This is a genomic window from Enterococcus mundtii, assembly GCF_013394305.1.
Taxonomy (GTDB): Bacteria; Bacillota; Bacilli; order Lactobacillales; family Enterococcaceae; genus Enterococcus_B; species Enterococcus_B pernyi.
This window is the reverse complement of the sequence record NZ_AP019810.1, coordinates 1770576-1791822: the sequence shown is the minus strand read 5'-3', so window position 1 is coordinate 1791822 and position 21247 is coordinate 1770576. Positions and strand designations below refer to the sequence as shown.

Genomic DNA, 21247 nt, shown 5'->3' with positions numbered 1-21247 from the left:
CGTTGATCAATTCATCTCAACGGAGTACTCTACACCTAAGCTTTCAATCGTTTGTTTGATAACTGACAATTGTTTAGCAGTGCCTGTAATATTTAGAGCAAAGGAATACTTTGGTTCATCGGTGTCTATTTCTTTTGTTGTTCCCACAGCCCTTTCTGGAGTTGCTGTTTGTTTGATCTGTTTTTCTGTCTTTTCTATTTCTTTCTCTTCTTTTTCTCTTAATTCTTTGACAGCTTGATCTATCTTTGGGAAAATCTGTGCTGCAGTTAGTCCTTCATCAATTAAAGAGATCCAAGCCATTGGCTCAAGACCATAAGCTTTTACATAGCTTTCAACCAACGATTTTTGCTGTTCGTAGTTTTCTTTTTCTTGTTTTATGGCTGTGCATTCAGCAATTATTTCTTCTTCAATTTTTTTCGTTAAATTGTTTTTGGCTGTAAAACTTGAAGCATTCAGCCAATTACTTTGGAGGCTGATTTCATTAGGTTCAATCTCAGCCTTATTTGCTTGTTTTTTGATGAATGCCAAAACAATTGTTTTTCGTTCTTCCTTTGTTTTAGCTTCAAATTCTTTAATTTGGTCAGCGATACCTTTAGATGCTAGTTTGATCTCATCGCTGTAGGCTTTAATTTGTTTTTCAAATGCAGTAAGAGGTTCACTAAACTCCTTCTTCACTTCTATTCGTTTCGAATCGATCAAATCAAAAATTCGATTTAGTTCCGTTCTTGCTTTCTTAGCATCTGCAATATCCTCTTCTTTAAAAATCAAATTTTCAAAACGCTTAACAGTTGCATTGATTAAATTCGCTAGTTGATCTTCATTGATAATTTCAATTACACTTGGTTGATAATTGACATCAAAGATGACTTCTGTTGATAGTTCATTGCTCATTTTATAAATCCTCCCACGATGGTTTTGTCGTTAACTTTTCTTGTGGTTCATTTTTGAATTTTTGTTTTGCTTTTTTAGCTGAAACTTTTAAGTAACCAATTAGTTCTGAATAGAATTCATTAGTTACTTGCTCTATGTTTTCAAATCCATGTTTACCAAGTGAATTTGCAGCGACTACATCCTTTTGTAAACCTGTTGTTTCAGCTATTTGATCAACATACTTATTAAAGGTTTTGACAAATTCATCATGTAAATTTTCAATTTCAGGATTATCTTGTGGCAGTGCATCAGCATCTTTAGCATCGTCAATTAAATACAGACCGTTTAAAGCATACTTTCGAGCATATGAAGAAGCAGATCCTGTTACTTGGCTATCATCCATCTTTGTTCTTGATTCAGCCTCTCTCGCATATGCAGTAATACTTAGCACTTCTTTTCCATCTGTTAATAGTGCGGTTGCTTTAATATAGAAACGATTCCCAATTACAACAGGTTCATCTGTAAGTGTCAGTAACAATCCCATTTTTTGATTTAATGGTTTAACAGCTTTTAGGATGTCCTCACAATTTCTATAGTTATAATTGCCGTACTCACTATACTGACTTTTAGGAGCTTTCAGCTCATTTTGTACAGAGATCACTTTCTCGTTGAAAGACATTTCATTCATCTCTTTCATATTTCCACCGGCTTTCCGACACTACTTTCTATAAACGCTTTTAAATCATCTTCTCGAACATATTCATTATCAATTGAATAAACCGTTTCTCCCGAATAAAGAGGTTCTCCTTGCCAATCAAATGCTTCAATTTCTGTGGAACAATCAGTTTTCTGATTAGTCAAATATTGATCTAAACTGGAAAGTTCATTCTTCATATGCTAAAATCTCCTTAGATATGTTTTGTATGTGACTCATTGCTTGCCGGCGGAGTCACTTTTTTATTTGTATCCATTCTTTTTGTTTCTTGATTAGCTGTTTGCTTAAAATAGTTGACTTATTGTCATACCACCATCGGTCAGCAATCACCTTTCCTTTTTTCAAAGCTTCTTTTCGTTTCATATGTTCTCCTTTCCTTGGAATCTAATAGGTTCATCAAAACCATTAAACTTGCGAAAATACTCCCTCCCACTACGCTGTAGTGCGCTACTAGTACGAGTAAACCTAAGATGACTCCGATAAAAAGCGTGTCTGTCTTTTTCATAGTCTTATCTCCCTATTTTTAATTTCTAACATTCGTAAATCTTCAAGCTCCATCGCAATCAGCTCTGCTTGTCTATCTGAAAGCTCATCGGCTTTTCTGAGTGCTGCACGATCATCCTGTAATTCTTTTCTACGTAGCCTTATAAGATTGAGAATCTGGTGTTCTTGTTGTACTGTGTATGCCATCAAATTACCTCCTATAAATTTTAATTAACATAGCTAAATTGACTATTTGTAAGATTAAAATAAGTAAATAGATTACTGTCATATTCGGTCCTTCCTTCCGTGCGGGGTTATTTTTGGTATAATTTCCTTATCAGTCAGTGGTCGGCTGAAATAATTGATAAGGAGGGTGGACGACACGAAACAATTTGAAGATTTTATTGCAACTCTTAATTCCGAAAAACGATTTGAAATCGCTACTAAAGCTAATGATGATTTCCAAAAAGGTAGAAAAAATTTAGAAAGAAAAGATAATCATCAAGAAATTGCAGGCGTATCCTTTTACATGTCGCTTAGGCTCTTGGAAGAGTATCACCATTGGTTAAATCAGTAATTAAAATTTTTGTGCTATGGTAAAATCGCAATCAACTTCTTTATTAACAGTGACAGTGGCTACAATGTCATACTTTTCATTTAGAACTTCTAGGTCGGCTAGGAGTTCTTTTGATTTTTCAAATGTATCGACTTGCGAGTTCACTGTAATTTCGACTTTCTCTTTACTTTCCATTTTTTCCAAAGCTCCTTCACCTGTCCCTGGATCATACTCGATCCCGCCGATCGCAAACCCTCCGTCAACTCCTCGAAGCACATCCGTAATACCCTTTTTTTCTTGGGTAGTATTTTCCTCATTGCTACTCGCAATACCTTGTATTAAGTCTTTTACTTCCTTTGGTGTTGCTTCAATTGTAATTTTCATTTTGATTCCTCCTTTTTAGATACATATTGATATAAAGCGATTGAAGAAAACTTCCAATCTTTGCCAATTCGCACTCCAGGAACTTTTCCAAGTTCAGCTTCTTTATGCAAAGTTGGAACACTGACTGTTAAGTAATCAGCTGCTTGCTTCGAATTCCAGACTTCATTTGGAATGGAATGCTCTGATAACAAAATCTTTAAATCATCTAAATTGACTAAAGCTAGATTAATCATAAAAGATCCTCCTCTTTCTATAGTTCATACATAACAATAATTGATTCGATAATTCTGTTCACCTCCGCATCTGCTTTAGCAGGCAGTTATTAATGAGTTACATTGCTCGTGCTCGTGTTTCCAACTTATGTTTAACAAGAGTTCTTTTAGTGTAATCTCGCTTCGCTTCTTCTGCTTGATTAAGATCAAACAGAAACTTTCTTCCTGATTTGTCGACAGGTTCCACACCACTAGCGTTCAAATAGGTGCTTACTGTAACGACTGTACATCCCCATTTCTCTGCAAGTTCTTTTTTGGTAAAGAGCGTTTGTTTAGATTTAGCAAAATAAAGTTCTTCAACTTTTTCTAATTGCTTTTTACTGTTTTCAGCAAATATCGCTCTCAATCCATATATAATCATTTTTTCATTTTCCGTCACTTCAATAGTTGGCATCTGTAAACCTCCTATGCTGTTGTTTTTTGTTCAATCAAAGGAAGTATCCCGTCATTCTTCAGAAGCTGATAGATGAAAATATGCCCTTTTTGCGTCCACTTGGTGCTAGGTTTTAAATTATCGCTCCCTTGTACTGGGATCATCTCTGTATGTGTATATCCCTTGTCTTGATGTTTACGGTATAGTAACCAAGCTTTTCCTTGGCGATATTGGACACCTAATTCATGTAAAAGATTATTCATTTTGGTTGCGCTCATACCATAATTTTTCGCTATTATACTGATTGTCATAAGACTTTTATTTTTTAAGATGCTGTCATAGTAATCTGCCTTTGGTTGTAACTCATTCACTCGTTGTTCAGCGACTAAGCGAAGGGTTCTCTCTTCTTTTAATTTTGTAGCTACTTCGATCAGCAAATCTGGATTGTCTAGCAATTCATCCGTTGCGTAAATACCATGTTTTCTAATTGACGGAAGTACTTCGCTAGTTACCCATCGTTTAAATTTTTTGGTATTTGGAAGTTTCGATTTTAAGATAAGGCTATATAACCCGGATTCGTTTATCAAAGTTAGTGTTTGTATTCCTCCTAAGGGGGTAACGATTCGTTCCGCCCTTCTATCTTCATCATCTACATGATCTTTAATTGCTTTTCTCGTATTTGAATAACCTAAAATTTCAGCTACATCTTTACTAACAAAGAATGGTTCATCGTTGATTTTTATTGTTCTTATTTCCTGTTTTTCGAAGTTGAAAATTTGTGGTGAGTCCATTTTTACCATCCCTTTCTTTGATATTTTCTTAACATTCAGCACTGCTTTTTTGAACATACAATGGGATCAATTCGCCACCTGTCATACACTGCTTACTAATGCATTTTTTAGTAGTGATACTATTAGTTTATATTTTGTTATTTTGTTTGCAGAATTCTAACCAACAATCTCTAATCTCTGGATATTTCCAAAGTCTTTTAGTGGTTGGAGAACACTCGAGTTCTTTAGCTTCAGCTGTATTAATAAAATTCTTTTCCAAGTATGTTACGCTGTGACTAGTTAGCTGTACCAATTTTTTTATGTCGATTGTCGCAAATAAGATTTCTTTCGGCATTAACTTTTCTACTTGATCCTCAATACAATTTTTCGCATATTCAACTGGATCAAATAAATTAGGCTGTTGGAACATTTGCGTCCACCCCTTCCAATTTGATGTCTAAAAGTGCTTCAATTTGCTTAAGTCGATCAACTGGCTTGCGATTTTCAAGTAAGATATCTTGTAAGTACGCCATCGAAATACCCATCTGTCGAGCTAGTTCTCGTTGACTCCACCCTTTTCCAATAAGAGCAATTTTCACTTGTTGCTTCAATGACATTCCGCCACCTCCTTTCTTTCCTTTGTTTTTACTACCTTTTAACAAGGATCCTGTTAGATATTAACGCTATTTTTTTGTAAACTGTTTTTTACTATAGTCACTTACCTGTACTAGCGGAAACTAGTGCAGTTTTTTTTGCTATAATTAGATATCGGCGAGTGGTCCGCCGAAATAATTAGTAAGGGGGTATATCTATGTCTTTAACTAACGAACAGAGAGCTCACGATTTAGCGGTAGCTTCATTGCCATTTATGCGTGAACAAATTCAAACAAAGATTAAAAATGGCGAACAAGTCAGATTTGATGCTTATATAGAATACAAAAAACTTTATAATCATTTCCTGTCTTCGGTATCTACTGATTTTAAAAATGAAGATTAAACCTTAATACCAGAAATCCAAAGTTCTTTAGCACCATTTTTTTGCTCCTCGCTAATCTCAGTAGCTTGGAGCAATTCTTTTACTTCTTCTGGCGTTGCTTCGATCGTGATTTTCATTTTTCTTCCTCTTCTCTTTGGTATAATTTATTTAATAGAAATAAAGTTTGATTGAAATTTCAAATCGTTATAAGCAAACTGGAGACTTGCGTATGCTTCCTCATACGTTAGGTCTCTATTTTTTAATAGAATTACAATTTCTTTTCCGATTTCCTCAATTTCTTCCTTAAAGCCATATTCATTAAGATCTTGTTGACGCTGGTATTTCTTGAGATATTTTTCCTTTTCTTCCATTCCTCTCACCTCAAATCGATTATTTTCACCTGTTTTTTTACATTTACATTGACACTAAGTAGAAAATATTGCATAATGTAAGCATAAGAAATACAGCACACAAAACATAAGCTTTGTTGATGTCTGGGGAGACTATTCACATATTGCTTTGACTTTTTGTATGCCGTAAATAACTTGCTTACAGACATAGTATAATCGAATATTTTCCATTTGTAAATAGTTTTATCGAAAATATTCGTTTTTTTGTATTTGGGAGCAATTATAGGAGGACAACATGTTGCTTTTAGAACGGATAGATTTATTGATAAGTGAGAATAAAATGACACGTGCAGAATTAGAAAGGAAACTTAACTTCAGTCACGGTAGTCTTAGAAACTGGAACAAAAGTATACCTTCTGGTGACAAAATTCAAAAAGTAGCAGATTACTTTGATGTAAGTACTGATTATCTGTTAGGACGTTCAGACAAACGTCGTTACTATGAACTCTCCAAAAAGGAAAAGAATGATATTGCTATTCAAGCGGAAGAATTAATTGAAGGAATTACTAACGGAGAAAACCTTAATTTTTATGGCGAACCAGCAACAAAAGATCAAAAAGATCGGCTATTAATTGCTATTAAAACTGCAATGGAAATGAATAAGGAAGAGGCAAAACAGAAATTTACTAGAAAAGACTATAGAGACTAGGTTGGTGGATTTTATGAGCGTGTATCTAAATAGCGAGTTTGAAAAAATCATAAGAAAGTACCAACCCTCTAATGTCTATCAGCTGGTAAAAGATGCAAAATGCAAGCTACTATATGCTGACCTTGATTTCGAAACAGGTGGATGTACACAAACCAATAATCGATGTCATACAATAATTGTCAACAGGAACTGGCCAGAACATTATCAGCAGTTTGTCATATTACACGAATTTAGTCACATACAACTACACGGTGGAGCCAGTACTCCATTTTATCGTACCTTAGGTTTAGATAAATTTATCTCTAAAATGGAGTATGAGGCTAATTATCTCGCTGTACAATTGATTTTACACTTGCAAGACCAATCTATTATAGGAGATTTAAATAAATATGAACTGCTAGACTACATGGGACTACCTTATGAATTATATAGATATATGTAAAGAAGTTGTGCACAATTATTTTTTTCCAAAAAAGAACGTAAGTTCTAAAGGAACGAGGGATTAATTATGTTGTTTCCGGAATTCAAAAAATATTTAGAAGAGCATTCATCTGGATATGAAATTTTTTTAATCAAAGCAACTAATATGCAAAACGAAAAAAATAAAAAAAGGACTGGAAAAACAAAAAAATGGACGGATGTTAAAATTCAACGGCAAGTTGAAGGTATGTGGAAAGATGTTGTTTTAAATGCCTATAACGTCATTAAGTCAGAGAAAGGTGTTCCCATATACAACGGCCAGGAAATATGGACGGAATTTATGAACCAACATAATTTCATAGAAATGTTTGACGAGGGAATGAACGAATTGGAATTAGGATAAAGGAGGTATTTTGGTGGCTACATTCAGAAAAAGAGGCAAACAATGGGAATATCGAATTAGATATGTTGACCCCTTTACAGGTAAAAAAGCAGAGCATAGCAAAAGTGGGTTTAAAACTAAGGCTGAGGCAGAGTATGCTGCTTCTGTCGCTTTTATCGATGTAAAAGATGGAAATGTCAAAAATAACCCTAACATTCTGTTTAAAGACTATGCCGATCATTGGTTTGAACTGTATAAAAGGACTGTAAAAGAAACATCCTTAAGGTCACGTAAACAATATTTAAAAACACTAAAAAGCACAATGGGGCAATTAAAGCTTAAAGATCTCACAGATAATTTATATCAAAAAAAATTAAATGAACTTTCAAAAAAATATAAGAAAAATAGTTTGCTAAGCATTAATCAAATCGCACAAATGGTTGCAAAACAAGCTGTTAAAGATCGCTATTTTAAATATAATCCTATTGCCAATGTAAAAATCCCTCACTATGAAGATAGTGAAGAAAAAATAAAACATTGGGATTTAATAGATATAAATAAATTTGATAAGTATGTAAAATCTGAAATAACTAAGAAAAGAAAGCCTTGTAATGCTTATATTTCATTAGAAAAGCAACGTGATCTAGCTTTGTATTATTTATTAATTTATGGTGGCCTTCGTATTGGTGAAGCCTGTTCTCTGTACGTCAATGACTACTACCCACTAACAAAAGAAATTAACATATCTAAAACATTAGGATCATCTGAAGGAAATCAAGTGAAGAATAGCTACAAAATATTCCCACCCAAAACAAAAAGTGCTTATCGATCAGTCCCGTTACCAGAAATAGCTTATAAGCAAATAGAAAAATGGATTGGCTTAAGAGATACTTATACATCTCTTTTTCCAAATATCTACAAAAAATCTTCGTTTCTATTTTGCAAAAAAGACGGAACACCTCTAACACCCAGAGATGTCCGAACTAAATTTAATGTAATCATTCAAAAAAACGATCTACCTAAAATTACTTTACATGGCTTACGTCATACTTACACCGCCTTGCAAATTCAGGCTGGAATTGATCCAAAATCTTTGCAATTACTATTAGGTCATTCAAATGTTCAAACTACATTAAATATCTACGCTCACATAACAGGAGACAAACGTAAAGAAACTATAGAACAATTTGATCTAATGCTAAAAAAATTTGATGGCGGGGCAAAAGCGGGGCAAGCAAAGAAAACCATGAATTAATCAATCATAAAAACCTTTATACAGCGCGTTCTCCGAGATAACTTGCTACTTTCGTTGTGATCAAGTCAATAGCTACGTGATTTTCGCCACCTTCTGGAACGATAATATCAGCGTAACGTTTTGTTGGTTCAATAAACTGATGATACATCGGCTTAACGACTGTTAAATATTGTTCGATCACAGAATCTAAGGTACGGCCGCGCTCTTCCATATCACGTTTGATCCGGCGAATGATCCGAATGTCATCGTCTGTATCTACATAGATCTTGATATCCATCAAATCACGTAAACGCTCGTCTTCTAAAATCAAGATACCTTCCAAAATAATCACTTCTTTTGGTTCTTGGATGATTGTTGCTTGACTTCTCGTATGAGCAACATAATCATAGACTGGTTTTTCAATGGCTTCATAGTTCAGTAGTTTTTCAACGTGCTGGATCAGCAGTTCATTATCAAAGGCAAAAGGATGATCGTAGTTTGTATTCAACCGTTCTTCAAAGCTAAGATGACTTTGATCTTTATAATAAGAATCTTGTTCAAGCATCATGATGGAGTGGTCTGGAAAGTGACTAAAAATCCCTCGGCTGACGCTTGTCTTTCCGCTTCCCGATCCGCCCGTCACACCAATGATAATTGGCTTGCTTTTTGTCATTGACTAAAACCTCTTTCATATCCGTTTTTTCATTCTAATCTATTATAGCGAAAAAAAAGGAAAATGCACTATTTTTCTGAAAATTAATGAGGTGAGATTTCCAAGAGCGGGTAAAGTTCTTCTAAAGAATCAATCCGATAGGTTGGTTGGATCTCTGGTATTTCAGGCAACTTATTTTTATTGAACCAGATCGTATCGATCCCTGCTTCATTTCCACCTTTGATATCAGAAGTCAGTGAATCACCGATAATCACCGTTCGTTCTTTGTCCAACTCAGGAATATTAGCAAACACGTGATCAAAAAAAGCCTTCATTGGCTTTTGTGCGCCAATCGCTTCTGAGACAAAAATTTCTCGAAAATAATGAATCATCCGAGCATCTGTTAATCGTTGATGTTGGGTTTGAGAAACCCCATTCGTCACTATATAAAGTTCTGCTTCACTTGACACTGCTTCCAGTAATTCATGGCTTCCAGGAATCCAATGATGGCCCTGATTCAAATAATGTCGATAACGTTGATCCATTGCTTGGCTATCTACGGTCTTGCCAAACTGTTGGAACAACAGACCAAAGCGGTTGCCTGTCACTTCATCTCTTGTCATCTGCCCCTTTTCAAATTCTCGCCATAAATGATGATTCAATGCTTTATAACTTGTTCTGATCTCTGGTGTCAGTTCAATGCCTTGTTCCGCAAACAATTGGTGCAAGGCTTCTGTTTCTGTTTGTTGAAAATCTAACAACGTATCATCTACGTCGAATAATAATGTATGATATTTCATCTGATTCTCCTATTTCTTCTATATTTGATATTTCGTTTATTTGCATTTTCGTGGGTTGTTGATTGTTTATCTATAAAAGAAATAAACAAGTGCCTTAGAACCGCCGGCTGTGCACTTGCTTATTAAATGACACTAAATCATTTTAGAAAGTCCAATAATATCTTCTTCTGAGAAATGTCCAATGACTCTGTAGGGATTGAAATTACTCTTCAATTCAAATCGGTTTCCTGTACCTACCCAAGATTTCTTGTTTAATCCTGCAGAATCTAAGTCTTTTATTTCATAATATCGCTTTTTGATCGCCTTTGATTTATTCTCATATTTACTTGTAATAGGAAGAATCAAGAATGAACCTCTGCTTCGAACACGGATAGCAATAGCAGGACGAGTTTTCCCTCCACTGCCATCGTTAAAGGGAATATAGATCAAGAACACGTCATGACTATTCATCTAGATCTCTCATCCATGACACTAGATCTTCGTGGTCACCGCTATTTTCTGGCGGATTAGTTTCAACAGACTCTTCCGCAACTCTCATTAACTGCAGTTCAGCCTTCTCTTTACTTGTTAAAGATAACTCAAATGGAATTTCTCCTCTGGCAGCTACCCTTTTATATAAAGCAGTGATTAAGATTGATGGATTTACTCCTAATGAATCTAAAATGCTTTCGACGTCAGTAGCTAGATTCTTATTGATATTCACTTGGACTTTCTTTTTTTCGTTGGTTTTATCTTTTTCTTTGATTTCAGACATAGAACATCACCTCTCACTCCTATTTTACTCCTAATAGGAGTGTAAAACAAACTCATTGAATGAACGATCAATTCATGATTATTACTATTTAAAATATTTTTTTAATTTTTTTAGTTCGTCTAACGTCAATGAGCGATAAGATCCTTCAGTCAAATGCGGATCTAGTTGTAATGGGCCCATGCTGATTCGTTGCAATGCAGTGACTTTTTTTCCACAAGCTAAAAACATCTTTTTCACTTGATGGAATTTCCCCTCTTCGATCGTCAGTCGTACGATACTTTTTTTATGTTGCGCGACAAGAATCTCTAAATGTGCAGGTAAGCATTGGTAACCACCATCAAAAACAATTCCTTTTTCAAAAGCAATTCGATCAGCTTCTGTCACTTGTTCATTGACAACTGCTACATATGTTTTCTGTACTTTTTTATCAGGCAACAACATTTCATAACCTAATTGGCCATTGGAAGTGATCAACGATAAACCTGTTGTATCTCGGTCTAATCGCCCAACTGGATACAAAGGTTGTGTGCGATCGGCTGAAGCCAACAAATCGATAACAGTCGTTTTGTGAATGTCCGTCACCGCTGTTACTGCTCTTTTCGGTTTATTCAGTATAAAGTATACTTCATTTGTATGTAGCTTTACGCCATCCACTTCGATACAGTGGAGCAAACTATCCACATTACGATTCTGTTTCTGTTCCACTTTACCATCGATACGTACGAGTTTCATCGCAAAAAGTCGTTTCATCTCTTTACGTGATGTTTCTAATTCTTTTTCTATTAATTTATCTAACCGCATAACTGCTTCCTTTCCTAGCTACATAAGCATTATAACCTGAATCATACACCATGCAAAATGGAAACGCTAAGTTGTTTCCTTGACTTACTCAGTGAATCGCGTTACGGTTAAAGAGTAAAGTGAATTGGATTTCTCATACACAGCGTAATGACCTGGTGGAGAAAAGTTGAATCCTGACTTTTTAAGGGCAGATGCGCGCATCTGTCTTTTTGCGTTTTTTCGCGCTACCTGATAATGTGCAAGAGACCATGTGACATTCACTTAAATAAAATCTGTCTGACACCAAAGCAGACAGTCACATTTTAAGGAGGAATTTTGGTTATGTCAGTATCATTAGAAGTAAGTAAAAGAGAAGTACGTCCCCGTTCATTGAGAAACAAATTGCGTCATGAAGGAAAAGTTCCTGCAATCGTTTATGGCTACAATGTAGAAAGCACGCCAATTTCATTTGATAGTGCGACATTTAGTAAAGTATTGCGTGAGAATGCCGCAAACACAGTTATCACAATGAACATTGAAGGAAAAAAAGTCAACACACTTGTTCATAAAATCCAATCAAACACATTTACCAACCAATTAGAACACGTGGAATTCCTATCTGTTAATATGACAGAAGAAACAGAAGTCGAAACAGAAGTTGTCCTTGTCGGCGAATCTACTGGTGTAAAATCTGGTGGTGTATTGGCTCAAAACCTATATACTGTGATTGTTTCTGCTACGCCAGATCAATTACCAGAAAACATCGAAGTGGATATCACTGATTTAGCATTAGGTGATTCGATCACTGTAGCGGATCTACCGAAAAATGACGCATACACGATCATTACTGATGGAGAAGAACAAATCGCCGCAGTTGTTGCACCAACAGAAGAAGAAGAATCAACTGGTGAAGCAGCAGAACCAGAAGTGATTGGTTCAACTGAAGAATAAACGTCTTTTGATCAACGAAGCAGTGACTTGTGTCATTGCTTCGTTTTTTTTTAATTCCCACTTAAAAAAAAATTGTTTTAAGAATGGTATATTCCTATTTATCAACCCTTATTTGTTTTTTTGATAAGCGCAAAAACCCTTATATAATAAGGTTTCTTGAAGTCCTCTTAAAAGTTTCTTATACTTTTAAAAAAAGTATGCAAATATTGTTGCATTTTGTATAAATGTTTATTAGAATGAACCAACGTTAAAAAAGTATAACTCGTTTATCCTGATAATAATATGTTGTTCTCGTCATTTCGGTTTTTTAGACAAAGGAGGCTAAGCCGATGTTTGAAAGTTTTGATAATAACCGTAATCGATACGCATCATTAGGTGTGGTATCAAGTTTACCAGATGAACTGATCGATAGTATCTGGTTCATTATTGATTTAGACCTTAAGGGTGTTATTCCGTTAGATAATATTTTAGCTTTTGATTTAATGAACAATCATGGAAAAGTAACCTTGCATTTTTCTCAAGCGGGCAGTACCGTTGAGATGGGGATCGATTTGCCATTCCCTTATTCTCCACAGTATCCGGCGCAAGTATTTGCCTATGATGATGGGACCAGAGAAACCATTCTTCTCCCAAGTGAAATTAAACAGTACTAAAATAAACCCTTTGTTTTGCACGATAGCCAAGTAGTTGACTCTTTGATTTTCATCGCAGACTCACTTCTTGGCTACTTTTATGATGACCTTCTCTGAAAATTTTCAGAAAACATAAAGCATTTTAGCTATTTATTTATCATGAGATTCTAATTGATATTCCAAGGGTAAACACTATATACTACTAACTAAATTTTAAAAGAAATAAGGAGTTTACAAGATGCGCGATTTAACAAAAGGAAGCCCAGCCAAACTGATTTTGCTATTTACTGTCCCTTTATTGATAGGCAATGTTTTTCAGCAGTTTTACAACATGGTCGATATGATCATCGTTGGGCAGACATTAGGGAAAAACTCACTAGCAGCTGTAGGAGCTACTGGTGGATTAACTTTCTTGATTATTGGCTTTGCTCAAGGTCTAACCGCTGGTTTAGCCATTATTACAGCACAACGATATGGTGCGAAAGACTTCCGTGGTTTGAAAAAAAGTTTTGCTACAAGTGTCATGATTAGTGTCATTGTTACTGTGATTTTAACCGTTCTTAGCTTAGTATTTATTCGTCCGATGCTCCAGTTGATGCAAACACCTGCAGATATCATCGATGAAGCACAAACATTCATCGTCATCATCCTATGGGGAATCTTTGCTGCCGTCAGCTTCAATTTATTGTCAAATGTTATTCGCGCACTTGGTGATAGTCGAACGCCTTTACTCTTTTTGATCGTTGCGGTAATTATCAATGTTGTCTTGGATTTGATCTTTATTATCAACTTCGGTATGGGAGTAGAAGGTGCTGCTATTGCAACAGTGATTGCGCAAATTGCTTCTAGTCTATTATGTATCGTCTATATCAAGAAAAAGATTCCGATGCTTCAATTACGTAAAAAAGATTTTTCGTTCGATAAACAAGAGATCCGCACACATTTAAATGTTGCGTTACCAATGGCTTTCCAATCTTCGATCATTGCGATTGGTGCAATCGTCTTGCAATCTGCATTAAACAGCTTAGGTACAGATGTCGTAGCTGCCCAAGCCGCAGCTGGTCGAATCGATCAATTTGCTGTTCAACCTATGATGTCCTTTGGGATTGCGATGGCAACTTTTGCAGCACAAAACTATGGAGCGAAACAATATGGACGTATCTTAAAAGGCGTTCGTCAAACATTAGTCATGAGTATTGGCTTTAGTTTCTTAGCCGGAGCAATTGTCATTTTCCTTGGCCGACCATTGGTGAGCTTGTTTGTCAGCCCAAATGAAACTGTCGTCTTTGATTTGGCGCAAACGTATTTCAACATCAACGGCTCCCTTTACTGGATCTTAGCTATCCTATTTATCTTACGTTACACTTTACAAGGGCTTGGTCAAAGTAAAGTACCGACAATTGCAGGGATGATGGAGCTGATCATGCGTTCTTTCGCTGCGATCATTCTGACTGGGATCTGGGGCTATCCAGGTGCTGCTCTTGCTTCACCACTTGCTTGGGCTGGTTCTGTCATTGTCTTACTCTACTCTTATATCCGCGCTGTGAAACATTTGAAACAGTTAGATGCCGAACAACAGCAATTTTCAATTGAAGATGCTGAAATCAGTTATTAGATTCAAAAAAAGTGTTCCTCCTATATTATGGGAAGAACACTTTTTTTTATGGATTCGTTGGTAAAATCACCAAGCTGAAATAGTCGATATGTGCATGATCATATTCTAAAACGGTGAATTGAAATTGATCGATCGTAATCACTGTACCTGCCTCGATATCTTTTTGATAGCTCGACATAAAACCAGCCAGAGTGATGAAATTTGTTTCTTCAAATTCTGGCACATCTTCATTGAAGTAGCGCTCAAAATCATCAAGCGTCAACTTACCTGAAACAATATAGCTACCATCTTCTTGTTTCGCAATCAACGCTTGGTCCACATCTGTTTCATCTCGAATCTCACCGACGATCTCTTCTAAAATATCTTCGATCGTGACAAGTCCACTTGTCCCACCATATTCATCCTTTAAGATCGCTATATGTTTTCCTTTTCTTCGCATGATCGTCAATAGTTTTTTGATGGGGATAGTTTCTGCTGTCACGATTGGTTCTTCAATCAGAGACTCCACCGTTATCTGGTCATCTTCTAAAGATTGTTTGATCAACGCAGGTAATGTCACGTATCCTAACACATTATCTTTGGATTCCAGTATGACAGGATATCTCGTATGCCCACGTTCAATCGATTCCTTGATGGCTTGTTTGACTGTATCTGACGCATCAAAAACTTGCATCGATGTCCGATCTACTTGAATGTCTTTTGCCAGCGTGTCATCAAATTCAAAGACATTTTCTAAGTACTGGTATTCATCCTTTGTCAACTCACCTTGCTGGTAAGAATTGAGGGCAACTAAAGTCAATTCTTCTTGCGAGAGTGTCTCTTCACCTTCTGATACTAGTTTCACGCCTAGCAATTTACCTAAGCTTGCTGCCGAATGATTCAATACCCAGATGAAAGGAAACATCGCCAGATAAAAATAATGCAAGGGTCTGACTACGAATAACACCACTTGTTCCGTATTGACGATACTATAACTTTTCGGCAAAAGTTCCCCCACCACAACGTCGACATACGTCACCAGAATGAACCCTAATGCGACAGAGATCGTTGCACTTATTCCCCGTCCGATCGGAAGTTGACCGATCCAAGGTTCCAACAATGCTGCCACAGAACCTTCGCCAACCCAACCAATGATCAAGCCTGTCAATGTGATACCCAACTGACTTGCAGATAAATAATCGTCTAAATGATGGGTCACATGAAGCGCTAGTTTGGCGTTCTTCACGTCGTCTTTTTCCAATTGCTCTAAACGGGAACGTCTGATTTTTACCAAAGCAAATTCACTCGCAACAAAAAAAGCAGTGATTGCTATCATCAAAAATAATATGACAAAATTTAATACCATTTGTTTCGCCTCACTTTTCCATTTCAATTGTACAACTTTTCGTAAAAAGAGTATAACTAGGAGGCTTTTGATTTCTGCTTCTCCACTAGATCACTCTAAATAATGGGAGGATTTATTCACTTGTATCACTAGCATTCAACAGCTATTCAATAACAAGAAAATTTATAAATTAAGGTTTAAAATGTGCGCATGTGCTATGCTATTACGTGACAGTACAGTTTAATGACGGTGGCTATCCTTCGAAAACGAGGTGGTGCGTATGCACATACTTTCTAAATCTTACGAAAGGAGACGCCTTTTGTCGGCACTCGATACAGTCCAATTGATGCTCAGCTTTGGCATGTTTACCATCGCTCTGGTCACATTGGTTGTAGCATTGCTTAGCGACGACAAAAAGAAATAACCGTCCTCGGCTTAGGACGGTTATTTTGTAAAAAATAAGTTGAAATATGCCGCTGTTAATTAAGCGGTACTGTCAAAGGGGAGTTGTTGACGCAACTCCTCTTTTCAGATTTAGTATAGCATAAACTAATTTTTTATCTACTTATTTTTTCGTTCTTTCAACCACGTTTTTCTTGTTCCACCAATCAGCAAAGGTACTGTTTCATGTTTGACTTCACTGTATTCTAAACCAAACCATGTTTCTGGCGTCGTAGCGATTTTCTTGATGGCAAGTTTAGCTTGCATGATTTGTCGTTCCCATTTCCCAAGAGTTGTTACATTGGAAACTACTTCGTCGATCAAGATGAATTGGAAATCGCCGACTTCTCTTCCGGGAGTCAATGAATACGTCTGTGGTTGTTTTGGTAGACGTCCTTGTTTCATTAAATCGTGGATGATTTGTCGAACGTAGACATTGATTTCTTGTTGCACGCGGAATCCTAAGAACAGGTTCACTTGAACAACGAAATCGGTCCCCATCATATCCACTTGATATTCTTTCGTATAAGGTTCATCGGTTACTTCTACATGGACAAACCAATAGGCCTTCGCCCGCTTTGGTCGTTTATCTAAAATAGAATACACGAACTGACGACCGACCTTCCCATCTGCCATATCTGGCACTAAGAAAACCACATTTGTTTGATACATTGGTAAGGATTTGTCCTCTTTCAATGCTTGAAGTTGTGGAATATATTCTTTTAATGCCACTTCTTCTGCGACCGATTCACGAATGATATTTCCTTGTTCCCAAACAAACATGACTGCTAGAATGACTAAAGCAATCAGCACAGCGACAAAACCGCCATGGAAGAACTTCACGATACTTGAAATAAAGAAGACGACTTCGATTGCCCCAAAGAAAAAGGTAATTGTATGAGCCAACCACTTCGGATAGCCAGTTTGGAGCAAATAGAAATAAAGTAAGGCAGTCGTCATCAACATCGTTACGGTAATGGACAGCCCGTACGCAGCTTCCATATGATGTGAGGTTCTAAAGGTAACAACAACAAGTGAACAAGCAATCCATAGAATCAAATTCACTGCCGGAATATACATCTGTCCGATACTGCTTCCAGGATACATGATTTTCAATCGAGGCAATAATTTCAATTTGATTGCTTCTGAAACTAGAGTAAATGATCCAGTAATTAGCGCTTGCGAAGCGATAACAGCCGCAATCGTTGCAAATATGACCCCAATGACAGTAAAACTAGCCGGCATCATTTGGAAAAATGGATTCAAGTTTTCGATCGCTTGTGTTTCTGGATTTTGATAGACATTCAACAGCCATGCTGCCTGCCCAAAATAATTCAATACCAAACATACTTTAACGTATGGCCAGCTTAAACGGATGTTTCGTTTTCCGACATGTCCTAAGTCAGAATAAAGCGCCTCTGCCCCAGTAGTTGCCAAAAAGATATTTCCTAGAATGAATAAACCTAGCTTATTATCAGGACTAAATAGCAACTGGATCGCATAATAAGGATTTAAGGCACGGATTACTGTCCAGTCTTGACTGAAATTAAACAAGCCCATAGCGCCTAAAAAGGTGAACCATAAAAACATAATCGGGCCAAATGCTTTCCCGACGACTTCTGTACCAAATCGTTGGACCATGAATAAAACAAAAATAATAACTAAAGTAATAATGACGATGATGTTCTGGTCATTGCCGAAACGGTCAAAGAATTGTGGAATCCCACGTAACCCTTCAATAGCGGTCGTAACCGTTACAGCAGGTGTCAGTACGCCATCTGCTAACAATGCTGCGCCACCGATCATTGCAGGTATGATCAGATATTTACCGCCTTTTCTAACCAAAGTATATAAAGAAAAGATACCACCTTCCCCATGGTTATCTGCATTTAATGCAATCACGACATATTTGATCGTCGTTAATAATGTCAAAGTCCAAAAAATCAAGGAGACTGCTCCGATAACAAAATCTGGGTTAATCCCTCGCAAGCCGCCATTGTCTTCTACGATTGCTTTCATTACATAAAGCGGACTCGTACCGATATCTCCATAAACAACTCCCATGGCTACGAGTAACCCTGCCATCGAGATTTTTTTTGTGTTATGCTTTGTTGTCACTGTTCCCCCTCATTTCTCCAATCCTATGATTGACCTAAATTTCACCTAATTATCCAAGGATTCAACCTTGGTGTCAATAAATTCGATAAAAATAACTAAGTCAACGATGCCTTCTTAAATAATCAGCAGTAAATGAGTAGAGAGCTAAACAAACGAGTGCCCCGATTAAGGATGGGATAAGATAAAAGCCACTGATAGATGGACCTAGATCGCCTAACACAAATTCACCTAACCAACTTCCAAAGAAACCAATGATAATATTTCCAGTGACGCCTCCTGGTACATCTTCATTAAGAACAGCTCCAGCAACGAATCCTAATATGCCACCTACTATCAATGAGAATAAAAAATGGATCATTTCCATTCCTCCTTTTGCACTTTAAATAACTAAGTGTTTTTTAAGAAAATTTAAATTGACCCTTTATGTCTTTTCTTTATCGATTTTAAAAAATAAGCGTACTACTTTTGAAAATATAAAATTATTTTCGTGGTAGTACGCTTATTAAAAAACTTTTATCTTAAAACGATGGAATTACTTCTTGTCCTCTTCGTTCAACATTGCTTTTCTTGAAAGATTCACACGACCTTGTTTGTCGATCTCTGTCACTTTCACCAACACTTCATCGCCTAGTTTCACAACGTCTTCTACATTGTTTACACGTTCATTCGCTAATTGAGAAATATGGACTAAGCCGTCTTTCCCTTTGATCAAGTTGACAAATGCACCGAATTTTTCGATACGAACAACTTTACCAAGGTAGACTTCGCCAACTTTGACTTCTTTTGTCAAATCTTCGATGATCTTGATTGCTTTTTGGATCATTTCTTTATCAGAAGAAGCAATACTTACTTTACCGTCTTGATCGATATCGATCTTCACGCCTGTTTCATCAATGATTCCATTGATCGTATCGCCACCTTTACCGATGACATCTTTGATTTTCGCAGGATCGATTTGGATCATTTCGATTTTCGGTGCATATTGGCTAAGCTCTTCACGTGGTGTAGCAATCGTTGAAGTCAATTCTTCTAAGATTTCCATACGTGCTTGTTTTGCTTGTGCCAATGCTTCTTTTAAGATTTGTTCCGTGATACCTTGGATCTTGATATCCATTTGTAGTGCTGTGATTCCATCTTTTGTTCCGGCAACTTTGAAGTCCATGTCGCCTAAATGGTCTTCTAGACCTTGGATGTCTGTTAAAATCGTGTAGTTTTCACCATCAGATACTAATCCCATAGCAATACCAGCAACAGGTGCTTTGATTGGCACACCTGCGTCCATCAATGCTAAAGTACCTGCACAGATACTTGCTTGAGAAGATGAACCATTCGATTCAAGTACTTCTGCCACTAGACGGATCGTGTAAGGAAACTCTTCTTCTGAAGGAATCACTTGTGCCAATGCACGTTCACCTAATGCACCATGACCGATTTCTCGACGACCTGGTGATCCGGCACGACCAGTTGAACCCACAGAAAATTGTGGGAAGTTATAGTGATGGATGAATCGTTTGCTGACTTCTACACCTAAGCCATCAATGATTTGGTGTTCCCCTAAAGGTGCCAATGTACATGATGATAGTGCTTGTGTTTGTCCACGAGTAAATAATCCAGAACCATGAACACGTGGCAACAAGCCAACTTCTGATGCTAAAGGACGGATCTCATCTAATTTACGACCATCAGGACGGATTTTGTCAATCGTGATCAACTCACGAACGACGTCTTTTTCAAGATCTTCCGTAATTTGTTTCACTTCTTTTAGTAATTGTGCTTCCTCTTCATGACCCGCAAATTTCTCTGCATAAGCTTCGCGAATATCGATTTTCACTTGGTCGATATTATCTTCACGAGCTAATTTTTCTTCTGTCATGACCGCTTCTTTCATCGTGCCATACGATGCATCAAAAATTTCTTTTTTCAAGTCAGCATCGACTTGTAATAAAGAAACTTCCATTTTTTCTTTGCCGACAGCTTGAACGATTTCTTCTTGGAATGCGACTAATTTTTTGATTGCGTCAAATCCAAATAATAATGCGCCCAACATATCTTCTTCTGAAACTTCTTTTGCGCCACTTTCAACCATGTTGATTGCTTGTTTTGTACCAGCTACGCTTAATTCGATATCGGTAGTCTCTGCTTGTTCAACTGTTGGGTTCAAGACATATTCGCCATTGACACGGCCAACTTCAACACCTGCGATCGGTCCATCGAATGGGATATCTGAAATCGATAAAGCTAGTGAAGAACCTAACATTGCTGCCATTGCTGGAGAACAATCTGTTTCTACACTCATCACGATATTTGTGACTTGGACTTCATTACGGAAACCTTCCGCAAACATTGGACGGATCGGACGGTCGATCAAACGAGCAGTCAAGGTTGCTTCCGTACTTGGACGACCTTCACGTTTGATAAATCCTCCTGGGATCTTACCAGCTGCATACATTTTTTCTTCATAATTGATCGTCAATGGGAAGAAATCTGTATCTTTCGCTTCTTTTGAAGCAACTGCCGCACTTAATACGACCGTATCCCCATAACGAACTAATACTGCTCCATTGGCTTGTTTGGCTAATTGGCCAACTTCGATCTCTAAGGGACGTCCGCCCCATGTCGTTTTAAAAACTTGTTTTTCTGACATAAATACTCCTTTTCTTTCTCGTGAACGCTAGACGCTACTAAA

At 36.9% G+C, this 21247-nt stretch carries 31 protein-coding genes; 10 read left to right on the top strand and 21 right to left on the bottom strand.

The window, feature by feature from the left end; genetic code table 11:
• Positions 1-6: 6 nt before the first annotated feature.
• The 5 genes from HZ311_RS08590 to HZ311_RS08575 form a co-directional block, all read right to left on the bottom strand.
• On the bottom strand, positions 7-891 hold the full coding sequence (locus tag HZ311_RS08590; RefSeq protein WP_178946588.1) for a DUF1351 domain-containing protein: 885 nt from the start codon (positions 889-891) through the stop codon (positions 7-9).
• A 1-nt stretch (position 892) separates the two neighbouring features.
• Positions 893-1567: an ERF family protein gene (locus tag HZ311_RS08585; protein WP_066025422.1), complete on the bottom strand. Its 675-nt coding sequence runs from the start codon at positions 1565-1567 to the stop codon at positions 893-895.
• Positions 1564-1764 carry a hypothetical protein gene (locus HZ311_RS08580; protein WP_066025423.1) on the bottom strand — a complete coding sequence of 67 codons (201 nt, stop codon included), beginning with the start codon at positions 1762-1764 and terminating at the stop codon, positions 1564-1566. Before HZ311_RS08580 ends, HZ311_RS08585 begins: the two co-directional genes overlap by 4 nt.
• A gap of 55 nt (positions 1765-1819) precedes the next feature.
• On the bottom strand, positions 1820-1948 hold the full coding sequence (locus HZ311_RS15925; protein ID WP_269153463.1) for a hypothetical protein: 129 nt from the start codon (positions 1946-1948) through the stop codon (positions 1820-1822).
• Between the two features lie 138 nt (positions 1949-2086).
• Positions 2087-2275 carry a hypothetical protein gene (locus HZ311_RS08575; RefSeq protein ID WP_077151697.1) on the bottom strand — a complete coding sequence of 63 codons (189 nt, stop codon included), beginning with the start codon at positions 2273-2275 and terminating at the stop codon, positions 2087-2089.
• A 166-nt stretch (positions 2276-2441) separates the two neighbouring features.
• Between HZ311_RS08575 and HZ311_RS08570 the strand changes: the two genes are divergently transcribed.
• Complete coding sequence (locus tag HZ311_RS08570; protein WP_178946587.1) at positions 2442-2645, top strand: hypothetical protein; 204 nt, start codon at positions 2442-2444, stop codon at positions 2643-2645.
• On the opposite strand, the gene HZ311_RS08565 is transcribed toward HZ311_RS08570, so the two are convergent.
• From HZ311_RS08565 to HZ311_RS08540, 6 genes are all read right to left on the bottom strand, one after another.
• Positions 2646-3008, bottom strand: coding sequence for a hypothetical protein (locus HZ311_RS08565; protein ID WP_178946586.1), 363 nt, complete (start codon positions 3006-3008; stop codon positions 2646-2648).
• On the bottom strand, positions 3005-3241 hold the full coding sequence (locus HZ311_RS08560; protein ID WP_077152146.1) for a MerR family transcriptional regulator: 237 nt from the start codon (positions 3239-3241) through the stop codon (positions 3005-3007). The genes HZ311_RS08565 and HZ311_RS08560 overlap by 4 nt, the downstream gene beginning before the upstream one ends.
• Before the next feature lie 97 nt (positions 3242-3338).
• Positions 3339-3674 (bottom strand): MarR family transcriptional regulator, encoded by a 336-nt coding sequence (locus tag HZ311_RS08555; protein ID WP_178946585.1) that lies wholly within the window; start codon positions 3672-3674, stop codon positions 3339-3341.
• 11 nt (positions 3675-3685) lie between these two features.
• Positions 3686-4444 carry a phage antirepressor gene (locus HZ311_RS08550; protein WP_178946809.1) on the bottom strand — a complete coding sequence of 253 codons (759 nt, stop codon included), beginning with the start codon at positions 4442-4444 and terminating at the stop codon, positions 3686-3688.
• Positions 4445-4571: 127 nt separating this feature from the next.
• A complete protein-coding gene (locus HZ311_RS08545; RefSeq protein WP_178946584.1) occupies positions 4572-4853 on the bottom strand; it encodes a hypothetical protein in 282 nt (93 codons plus the stop codon).
• Entirely contained in the window at positions 4837-5040 is a 204-nt protein-coding gene (locus HZ311_RS08540; protein WP_178946583.1) for a helix-turn-helix domain-containing protein, read from the bottom strand. The genes HZ311_RS08545 and HZ311_RS08540 overlap by 17 nt, the downstream gene beginning before the upstream one ends.
• Before the next feature lie 194 nt (positions 5041-5234).
• Between HZ311_RS08540 and HZ311_RS08535 the strand changes: the two genes are divergently transcribed.
• Positions 5235-5420 carry a hypothetical protein gene (locus tag HZ311_RS08535; RefSeq protein WP_178946582.1) on the top strand — a complete coding sequence of 62 codons (186 nt, stop codon included), beginning with the start codon at positions 5235-5237 and terminating at the stop codon, positions 5418-5420.
• Between the two features lie 143 nt (positions 5421-5563).
• On the opposite strand, the gene HZ311_RS08530 is transcribed toward HZ311_RS08535, so the two are convergent.
• Positions 5564-5770, bottom strand: coding sequence for a hypothetical protein (locus tag HZ311_RS08530; RefSeq protein WP_178946581.1), 207 nt, complete (start codon positions 5768-5770; stop codon positions 5564-5566).
• Between the two features lie 277 nt (positions 5771-6047).
• Here HZ311_RS08530 and HZ311_RS08525 point away from each other — a divergent pair, with 277 nt between their 5' ends.
• The 4 genes from HZ311_RS08525 (at position 6048) to HZ311_RS08510 (ending at position 8515) form a co-directional block, all read left to right on the top strand.
• Complete coding sequence (locus tag HZ311_RS08525; protein WP_178946808.1) at positions 6048-6458, top strand: helix-turn-helix domain-containing protein; 411 nt, start codon at positions 6048-6050, stop codon at positions 6456-6458.
• Positions 6459-6471: 13 nt separating this feature from the next.
• On the top strand, positions 6472-6900 hold the full coding sequence (locus HZ311_RS08520; RefSeq protein ID WP_178946580.1) for an ImmA/IrrE family metallo-endopeptidase: 429 nt from the start codon (positions 6472-6474) through the stop codon (positions 6898-6900).
• Positions 6901-6966: 66 nt separating this feature from the next.
• Positions 6967-7281: a hypothetical protein gene (locus tag HZ311_RS08515; protein ID WP_178946579.1), complete on the top strand. Its 315-nt coding sequence runs from the start codon at positions 6967-6969 to the stop codon at positions 7279-7281.
• Positions 7282-7294: 13 nt separating this feature from the next.
• Entirely contained in the window at positions 7295-8515 is a 1221-nt protein-coding gene (locus tag HZ311_RS08510; RefSeq protein ID WP_178946578.1) for a tyrosine-type recombinase/integrase, read from the top strand.
• Between the two features lie 16 nt (positions 8516-8531).
• Here the strand turns inward: HZ311_RS08510 and udk are convergent, their stop codons facing one another.
• The 5 genes from udk to HZ311_RS08485 all read right to left on the bottom strand — a co-directional run bounded on the left by udk (position 8532) and on the right by HZ311_RS08485 (position 11501).
• Complete coding sequence (gene udk, locus HZ311_RS08505) at positions 8532-9167, bottom strand: uridine kinase (RefSeq protein ID WP_178946577.1); 636 nt, start codon at positions 9165-9167, stop codon at positions 8532-8534.
• An 83-nt stretch (positions 9168-9250) separates the two neighbouring features.
• A complete protein-coding gene (locus HZ311_RS08500; protein WP_010734364.1) occupies positions 9251-9946 on the bottom strand; it encodes a YjjG family noncanonical pyrimidine nucleotidase in 696 nt (231 codons plus the stop codon).
• A 132-nt stretch (positions 9947-10078) separates the two neighbouring features.
• Positions 10079-10396 carry a hypothetical protein gene (locus HZ311_RS08495; protein WP_010734365.1) on the bottom strand — a complete coding sequence of 106 codons (318 nt, stop codon included), beginning with the start codon at positions 10394-10396 and terminating at the stop codon, positions 10079-10081.
• Positions 10389-10700, bottom strand: coding sequence for a type II toxin-antitoxin system RelB/DinJ family antitoxin (locus HZ311_RS08490; protein WP_010734366.1), 312 nt, complete (start codon positions 10698-10700; stop codon positions 10389-10391). The genes HZ311_RS08495 and HZ311_RS08490 overlap by 8 nt, the downstream gene beginning before the upstream one ends.
• An 84-nt stretch (positions 10701-10784) precedes the next feature.
• Positions 10785-11501 (bottom strand): 16S rRNA pseudouridine(516) synthase, encoded by a 717-nt coding sequence (locus tag HZ311_RS08485; RefSeq protein ID WP_023518944.1) that lies wholly within the window; start codon positions 11499-11501, stop codon positions 10785-10787.
• Positions 11502-11822: 321 nt separating this feature from the next.
• Between HZ311_RS08485 and HZ311_RS08480 the strand changes: the two genes are divergently transcribed.
• From HZ311_RS08480 to HZ311_RS08470, 3 genes are all read left to right on the top strand, one after another.
• On the top strand, positions 11823-12431 hold the full coding sequence (locus HZ311_RS08480; protein WP_023518943.1) for a 50S ribosomal protein L25/general stress protein Ctc: 609 nt from the start codon (positions 11823-11825) through the stop codon (positions 12429-12431).
• A 329-nt stretch (positions 12432-12760) separates the two neighbouring features.
• Positions 12761-13084, top strand: a complete 324-nt coding sequence (locus tag HZ311_RS08475) for a DUF960 domain-containing protein (protein ID WP_019722687.1) — start codon at positions 12761-12763, stop codon at positions 13082-13084.
• Positions 13085-13301: 217 nt separating this feature from the next.
• Positions 13302-14678: an MATE family efflux transporter gene (locus HZ311_RS08470; RefSeq protein WP_010734370.1), complete on the top strand. Its 1377-nt coding sequence runs from the start codon at positions 13302-13304 to the stop codon at positions 14676-14678.
• A 46-nt stretch (positions 14679-14724) separates the two neighbouring features.
• Here the strand turns inward: HZ311_RS08470 and HZ311_RS08465 are convergent, their stop codons facing one another.
• Complete coding sequence (locus HZ311_RS08465; protein ID WP_010734371.1) at positions 14725-16023, bottom strand: hemolysin family protein; 1299 nt, start codon at positions 16021-16023, stop codon at positions 14725-14727.
• 259 nt (positions 16024-16282) lie between these two features.
• On the opposite strand from HZ311_RS08465, the gene pepG1 reads away from it, so the two are divergent.
• A complete protein-coding gene (pepG1, locus tag HZ311_RS08460) occupies positions 16283-16426 on the top strand; it encodes a type I toxin-antitoxin system toxin PepG1 (protein ID WP_080674301.1) in 144 nt (47 codons plus the stop codon).
• Positions 16427-16563: 137 nt separating this feature from the next.
• Here pepG1 and HZ311_RS08455 read toward each other — a convergent pair whose 3' ends face one another.
• The 3 genes from HZ311_RS08455 to pnp form a co-directional block, all read right to left on the bottom strand.
• A complete protein-coding gene (locus tag HZ311_RS08455) occupies positions 16564-18561 on the bottom strand; it encodes a KUP/HAK/KT family potassium transporter (RefSeq protein WP_010734372.1) in 1998 nt (665 codons plus the stop codon).
• A gap of 100 nt (positions 18562-18661) precedes the next feature.
• Positions 18662-18919, bottom strand: a complete 258-nt coding sequence (locus HZ311_RS08450) for a GlsB/YeaQ/YmgE family stress response membrane protein (RefSeq protein ID WP_010734373.1) — start codon at positions 18917-18919, stop codon at positions 18662-18664.
• A gap of 174 nt (positions 18920-19093) precedes the next feature.
• A complete protein-coding gene (gene pnp / locus HZ311_RS08445) occupies positions 19094-21205 on the bottom strand; it encodes a polyribonucleotide nucleotidyltransferase (protein WP_023518942.1) in 2112 nt (703 codons plus the stop codon).
• Positions 21206-21247 lie beyond the last annotated feature (42 nt).